Below are 7433 nucleotides of genomic sequence, written 5' to 3' on the forward strand. Positions count from 1 at the left end.
AAGGTGATCAGCAGCGAGGCGATATGGGCGCCGTCGACATCGGCGTCGGTCATGATGATCACGCGGTCGTAGCGCAGATCCTCATCGCGGTACTTCGAACGCGTACCGCAGCCGAGCGCCTGGATCAGGTCCGAAATCTGTTGGTTGGCCGCCAGCTTATCGTTGCCGGCGCTGGCGACGTTGAGGATTTTGCCGCGCAATGGCAGCACGGCCTGGCTGGCGCGGTCGCGCGCCTGCTTGGCCGAGCCGCCGGCCGAGTCGCCTTCGACGATGAACAGTTCTGCACCGGCCGCGGCATTCTGCGTGCAGTCGGCGAGCTTGCCCGGCAGCCGCAGCTTGCGCACCGCGCTCTTGCGCGACACTTCCTTTTCCTGGCGCCGGCGCACCCGCTCGTCGGCGCGTGCGATCACCCATTCGAGCAGCTTCGAGGCTTCCTGCGGATTGTCGGCCAGCCAATGGTCGAACGGATCGCGGATCGCGGTCTCGACAATTCGAATTGCCTCGATCGTCGCCAGCCTGTCCTTGGTCTGTCCGACGAATTCCGGCTCGCGGATGAACACCGACAGCATGCCCGCCGCCGAGATCATGACGTCTTCCGAGGTGACGATCGACGCGCGCTTGTTGCCGACGAGGTCGGCATAGGCGCGCAGGCCTCGCGTCAAAACGTTGCGGAAGCCGGCCTCGTGGGTGCCGCCTTCGCCGGTCGGGATGGTGTTGCAGTAGGAATTGATGAAGCCGTCGCCGCCGAACCAGGTCACCGCCCATTCGAGCGAGCCGTGGCCGCCCTGTTTCTCGCTCTTGCCGGCGAAAATCTCGCGCGTTACCTGGAAGTCGTCGCCGAGCGATGCCTTGAGATAGTCCTTCAGGCCGCCGGGAAAATGGAATTCCGCCTTGGCCGGCGTCTGGTCTTTTTCCTTGATCAGCGACGGATCGCAGGTCCAGCGGATTTCGACGCCGCCGAACAGATAGGCTTTCGAGCGCGTCATACGGTAGAGCCGCGCCGGTTCGAACGCCGCGCCCTTGCCGAAAATCTGCTCGTCGGGGTGGAAGCGGATCTTTGTGCCGCGCCGGTTGTGGACCTCGCCCAACTGTTCCAGGCCGGTCACGGGAACGCCGCGCGAGAATTTTTGCCGATAGAGTTGCCGTCCCCGCGCGACCTCGACCTCGAGATGGTCCGACAGCGCGTTGACCACGGATACGCCGACGCCATGCAGGCCGCCTGATGTCTCGTAAACCTTGGAGTCGAACTTGCCGCCCGAATGCAGCGTCGTCATGATCACTTCAAGCGCCGGCTTCTTGAACTTCGGGTGCGGATCGATCGGGATGCCGCGGCCATTGTCGGTCACGGCGAGATAGCCGTCGGCCGAAAGCTCGACATCGATGAAGGTGGCGTGGCCGGCAACCGCTTCGTCCATCGAATTGTCGATGACCTCGGCGAACAGATGGTGCATCGCCTTGTCGTCCGTGCCGCCGATATACATGCCTGGCCGGCGGCGCACCGGCTCCAGCCCTTCCAGCACCTCGATGTCGGCGGCGCTATAGCCCTCGCTGCCGTCCTTGGTCGAGGCAGGACGCTTGGTGGCTTGCACCACCAGTGGATCCGCCGGGCGCGCAGCGGTACGCACCGGCTGCGGCTGCTTGTCCATATTGCCGAAGAGATCGTTGCTGTCGTCCATGCCTGCCATAGGTTCCGGTGCTGCGAATCACCTCGCGATACTGCCACGCTTTTCAGCGCCAAGCGACCGAGGTTCCTGTTCCGTTCGGGGATCTGGGCCCTCTTACCCCAAAACCATTCGATAACCAAGCCGGCGGAAATAGATCCGATACCAACGCCCGGGATTCCTGATTCTTTAACAATGCCGCCTAACGTGAGCCCAACTAAATAAGAAACTGCTGATATCAGGGGTTTAGGCGTGAGGGGCAAGGCCATATCGATGATCGGCATCGCCGCCGTTTTCGGCGCGATCTCGATCTTTGCCGCGGATTTCTGGGTCAAAAGCCAGGCCAAGGCCGATTCCGAAGAGAAGACGTCGTCGATTCCGGCACCTGTCGTGCCGAAAGTCGAATTCAAGACCATCGTGGTGGCGAATGCCCCGTTGCGCTACGGCATGGAGCTCGACCGCGCGCAGCTCAGCGAAATCCCGTGGTCGCAAGAGTCCGTGCCGCAGGGCGCCTTCACCACCATCAATGCGTTGCTCGCCGACGGCAGCCGCGTGGTGCTGTCGCCGATCGAGGTCAACGAACCGGTGCTGCTGGCCAAGCTGTCCGGCCCGAATGGCCGCGCGACGCTCTCCAACATGATGACGCCCGGAATGCGGGCGGTCACCATCCGCACCGACGAGATCGCCGGAGTCGGCGGCTTCGTCACGCCCGGTGACCGCGTTGACGTGGTGCTGACGCGCGATGCCGGCGAAATTCAGGAAGTGGCCAAGAATGCGCAAGGCGCTGCCGGTTCCACCATCACCTCCGAGATCGTTGTCGCCGATGCCAAGGTGCTGAGCGTCGGGCAGGGCGCCGACGAGCGCCAGACGACGCCGCAGATTTCCAATTCGGTGACCATCGAGGTGACGACGGACGGCGCGCAGAAAGTAGCGCTGGCCCGCACCGTCGGCACGCTCTCGCTGTCGCTTCGGTCCGCCAGCGAAGGCGCTGACGGCAAGAGCGGCGTCACCACCATCTCCTCCTTCGGCGGATCGGTCGCCTCGAATGTGCAGGCCGCGGCCGGCTCGGTGTTCGACGCCGTCACCAAGGAGCCGGAGAAACCGAAGTTCAAGACGGTCATCGTAACGCGCGGCACGAAGGCCGAGGAATACCAGGTTCCTTCGCGGGACCAGAAATAAACCAGTGGGGACTGGGTGAGGGACGGGACAATGTTCGGGCTGTTCATATATCGGGTCATGACGCGGTTGCGCGTTTTGCGCGCCGTGGCTGTCGCGTCTTCGCTGGCCGCTGCGGTGATGCTGGCCTTGGGCGCCTCGGCGGCGAGAGCTGACAACGACGTCGTCTACGTGTCGTCGACCAAGAATGCGTCAATCAAGGTTGCCAAGGGCAAGCCGAAGACGATCATCACCAGTGCTGCCTTCTACCAGATCGTCATCGGCGATCCGGAGATCGCCAACGTCAATCCGCTGACCGACAAATCCTTCTATGTGCTCGGCAACAATCTCGGCACCACCGGGATTGCGCTGTTCGATGAGAAAAAGCAGCTTGTCGGCACCGTCGACATCGAGGTGACGCTCGACACCGACCAACTGGCCAGCACCATTCGCGCCAGCGTGCCGGATGCCAGGATCAAGGTCGGATCGGCCAATGGCCGTGTCGTGCTGTCGGGCGAGGCCGACGATGCCGTCGCCGCCGAAAAGGCAAACAAGATCGCGACGCGCTTTTCCGGTGCCGAGGAGGTGATCAACTCGGTCAACATCTCATCTTCGCAGCAGGTCCAGCTCAACGTCCGCTTTGTCGAGATCAACCGCCAGGCGGGCCAGGATCTGGGTGCCAAATACGCCGCCAATTTCGCCTATGGCCTTGGCGGCCGCGACGTCTCGATCGATCCGGGCACAGTGCCGGCGGCCGGTACTGGCGAGATCATCGGTCGTCTCCTATCGAACGGCGTATCGATCGATATTGCCATCAAGGCGCTGGAGGAGCGCGGCTTGGCGCGGCGACTGGCCGAGCCGAACCTGATCGCCCGGTCCGGTCAGACGGCGAGCTTCCTCGCCGGCGGCGAGTTCCCGATCCCGGTCTCGGAGGACAACGGCAAGATCTCGGTCAGCTACAAGAAATACGGCGTCAGCCTGGATTTCACGCCGACGGTTCTGAAAGACGGGCTGGTCAGCCTTGATATCGCGCCGGAAGTCTCCTCGATCGATGCGTCGGCCTCCTACAATATCGGGACGATCTCGGTTCCTGGCTTCATCGTGCGCCGTGCCAGGACGTCAGTCGACCTGAAGAACGGCCAGAGCTTCATGATCGCTGGACTGCTGCAGTCGCAAAACGACATCACCACGTCGCGCATTCCGGGCCTCGGCAAGATGCCGGTGCTTGGGGCTCTGTTCTCGTCCAAATCCTATCAGCGGCGCGAGACCGACCTCGTCATCATCGTAACGCCCTATCTGGTCAAGCCGGTCGATCCGTCGAAGAAGCTCGTCGAGCCGACAGATGGCACGCAGCCGGCCAGCAATGCCGACTATTTTCTCAACAACACCGAGGAAGTGAAGGATTCCGATGCCGGTCGCACCGTGGCGCTGGCAGACGGCCGCGTCACTCAACCTGCAGCGGCCGCTTCGGCTGGGCATTTCCTCGACCTGCCGAAGGATTGAAGCCATGCGTCTGGTCTTTGGATCGAGCGTCGCCTTGCTGCTGGCCGGCTTTGCCGCTGGCTGCACCAGCGACGACTATGTGCGCAGCGAAGGGCCAACGGCCGGCGCCGGCAATGCGCAGGCCGCCAACACCGTCATGCAGATGGTCGATCCCTGGAAATACGGGGTCCAGAACACCAGGCTCCTGGTGCCGGCCCAACGAGGCAGTGCCGCGGCTGTCACACCCGATCAGGCGGCCGGTGCCAAGGCGTCGCAGTCGACCACAGGCAACTGATTCAACGGGCAACTGGTCAACGGGCGACCTGACAGGCTGACAGAATGGCAAACGGCATCAAGACCAGGAAGATCCTGCTCGTATCGACCGACAGGACGTTTGCGCAGGACACGCGCACCGCATTTTCCGCCTCCGAGATCATACAGCTCTCGACGGTGGAGAAGAACGTTACCGAGTTGCGCGGTGAGATCCAGGAAGCCGACTTCGGCGCCATCATCGTCGACATGGATGCGGCAAGGCTGGAGGAGGTCGAGTCGCTGCAGCGCATCATGCGTCGGCTGGAGGACAAGGTTCCGGTCGTCGTCGTCACCCAGGAGTTCAACGCGGCCGCGGTGCGTATTCTCGTGCAGCTCAAGGTCGCGGATTTCCTGGTCAAGCCGATCACCACGGCCGATCTGGTGCGCTCCGTGGTACGGGCGCTGCAAGGGCCCGGGCGCGAGGAAAACACCGAGTCGCAAATCTATACCTTCATGCCTGCGGCGGGCGGCGTCGGCACCACGACGCTGGCGCTGCAGACCGCCTTCCAGCTGCATCACTCGGTGACGCGCGGAGCCTCGACCTGCGTCGTCGATCTCAACTTCCAGCAGGGCGCCTGTGCCGAATATCTCGACCTCGAACCGCGTTTCGACATCACCGAGATCGAGAACCAGCCCGAGCGTCTCGACCGCCAACTGCTCGACGTGATGCTGTCCAAGCATGCCAGCGGGCTTTGCGTGCTGGCGGCACCGGCGCATCCAGCCGAGATGCGCTCGTTCAAGACCGATGTCGTGGTGCGCATGCTGGATCTCGTTTCGGCCTATTTCGACAATGTCGTCATCGACATGCCCCGCACCTGGTTTCCATGGACGGAGACCGTGCTGCTCGGTTCCAACAAGCTCTACATCGTCGCGGAAATGACGGTGCCGTGCCTGCGCCACACCCAGCGGCTGATCCAGGCGGTCTACGAGACGGCCGGCAAGGAAGTGAAGCCGAACGTCATCGTCAACCGTTTCGAACAGAAGATGTTCGATAACGGCATCAAGCAGGCGGACGTCCAGGAAATCCTTGGCGAGCATTTCGTCGGCGGCATCGCCAACAACTACCGGCTGGTGCGCGAAGCAGTCGATCGCGGCGTACCGCTGCACGAGATCGATCCCAACGCCAATGTCGTCAACGATCTGAAGAAGATCATCCTGCCGGAAGAAGCGGTCCCGACCCGGGCGAAATCGCGCTCGCTGTTTGGCATGGGCCGTGGATTGCTGAAGAGGAAAGCCGGATGACCAGCCGCTTCTCCACCCTGCAGAACCGCGATGCGCGTCCGCAGCGCGCGCATGAGACGACGCCGGTCGCCCATCATGCCGTCGTCATACCAACCAGCCGAAAGGCTTTGCCGGCAAAGCCGGAAGCAGCGCTGGCAAAGAATGCCAACAAGGTGCTCGATGCGCGCGTGCGTATCCACCGGCTGCTGCTCGAAGAGATCAATCTTGTCGCGCTGGAGCGTTTGCCGAAGGATGAGATGCGCCGGCAAGTGCATGACTTCGTTTCGGAAAAGACCAAGCAGGAGCGGATGGCGATCAACACCGTCGAGCTTGATGCGCTGGTCGACGACATCGTCGACGAGATGGTCGGCCTCGGTCCGCTCGAGCCGCTGCTCAAGGATCCCGACATCAACGATATCCTGATCAACGGCCACATGAACTGCTTTGTCGAAAAGAAAGGCAAGCTGCAGCCGGTCCACATTCCGTTCAAGGACGAGGCGCATCTCCTGCGCATCGTCAACAAGATCGTCGCCGCGGTCGGTCGCCGCGTCGACGAATCGCAGCCGATGGTCGATGCCCGCATGCTGGACGGCTCGCGCTTCAACGCGGCCATCCGCCCGGTTGCGGTCGACGGCCCGCTGGTGTCGATCCGCAAATTCTCCAAGAACAAGCTCGGCCTGCATAAACTGGTCGAATTCGGCGCCATCACCCAGAACATGGCCGAAGTGCTGGCGGCGGCCGTGCATGCCCGCAAGACGACGATCATTTCGGGCGGCACCGGCACCGGCAAGACGACCATGCTCAATGCACTGTCGGCCTTCATTCCGGAAGACGAGCGGCTGATCACCATCGAGGACGCGGCCGAGCTCCAGCTGCAGCAGCCGCATGTCGCGCGCATGGAAACACGTCCGGCCAACATCGAAGGCCATGGCGAGCTGAAGCAGCGCGACCTGGTCAAGAACGCACTGCGCATGCGCCCCGACCGCGTCATCCTCGGCGAATGCCGCGGCGAGGAGGCTTTCGACATGCTGCAGGCAATGAACACCGGCCACGAAGGGTCGATGGCGACCATCCATGCCAACACGCCGCGCGACGCCATTTCGCGGCTCGAGCAGATGCTTGGCATGACCGGCATGCCGATGACGGTGCAGTCGATCCGCAGCCAGATCGCCAGCGCGCTCGACCTGATCGTCCAACTGACGCGCCTGTCCGACGGCAAGCGCAAGGTGACCAGTGTCGCCGAGGTGACCGGCATGGAAGGCGATGTCATCCAGATGCAGGAGATCTTCCGCTTCGTGCGCACCGGCATGGAGGCCGACGGCAAGATTCTGGGCCACTACGAGGCGACCGGCATCCGGCCGCGCTTCCTCGAGGACCTGCGCGCCATGGGCATCGAGTTTCCCGGACGATATTTCGAACCCGGCCGGCCGCAGGAGTAGCCAAGTGTTCGATGGAATGAGCGCGATCTATGTCGTCTATGCCGCGGCCGCGCTGACCGGCATCCTGATCGCCGAGGCCTGTTACCTGCTTTATGCCGGCCGCAGCGACAAGCGCACCGCCATCAACCGGCGCATGAGGCTGCAGGAAAACAAGATCAGCCAG

Annotated in this window: 6 protein-coding genes; 5 read left to right on the forward strand and 1 reads right to left on the reverse strand. The window is 62.9% G+C overall.

The window, feature by feature from the left end; translation table 11 throughout:
• The coding region (locus EN994_RS11225) for a DNA topoisomerase IV subunit B (protein WP_164745871.1) at positions 1 to 1676 on the reverse strand (1676 nt) is incomplete at its 3' end.
• A gap of 237 nt (positions 1677 to 1913) precedes the next feature.
• On the opposite strand from EN994_RS11225, the gene cpaB reads away from it, so the two are divergent.
• Genes cpaB through EN994_RS11250 form a run of 5 tightly spaced genes read left to right on the forward strand, consistent with a single transcriptional unit; the run spans position 1914 to position 7270 of the window.
• Complete coding sequence (gene cpaB / locus EN994_RS11230) at positions 1914 to 2840, forward strand: Flp pilus assembly protein CpaB (protein WP_244514296.1); 927 nt, start codon at positions 1914 to 1916, stop codon at positions 2838 to 2840.
• Between the two features lie 57 nt (positions 2841 to 2897).
• Positions 2898 to 4319, forward strand: coding sequence for a type II and III secretion system protein family protein (locus EN994_RS11235; protein WP_244514347.1), 1422 nt, complete (start codon positions 2898 to 2900; stop codon positions 4317 to 4319).
• Between the two features lie 4 nt (positions 4320 to 4323).
• A complete protein-coding gene (locus EN994_RS11240; RefSeq protein WP_013531962.1) occupies positions 4324 to 4593 on the forward strand; it encodes a hypothetical protein in 270 nt (89 codons plus the stop codon).
• A 44-nt stretch (positions 4594 to 4637) separates the two neighbouring features.
• On the forward strand, positions 4638 to 5852 hold the full coding sequence (locus tag EN994_RS11245; protein ID WP_013531961.1) for a CpaE family protein: 1215 nt from the start codon (positions 4638 to 4640) through the stop codon (positions 5850 to 5852).
• Entirely contained in the window at positions 5849 to 7270 is a 1422-nt protein-coding gene (locus EN994_RS11250) for a CpaF family protein (protein ID WP_024505345.1), read from the forward strand. Before EN994_RS11245 ends, EN994_RS11250 begins: the two co-directional genes overlap by 4 nt.
• Positions 7271 to 7433 lie beyond the last annotated feature (163 nt).

This window comes from Mesorhizobium sp. M7A.F.Ca.CA.002.09.1.1 (genome assembly GCF_003998555.1).
Classification (GTDB): domain Bacteria; phylum Pseudomonadota; class Alphaproteobacteria; order Rhizobiales; family Rhizobiaceae; genus Mesorhizobium; species Mesorhizobium ciceri.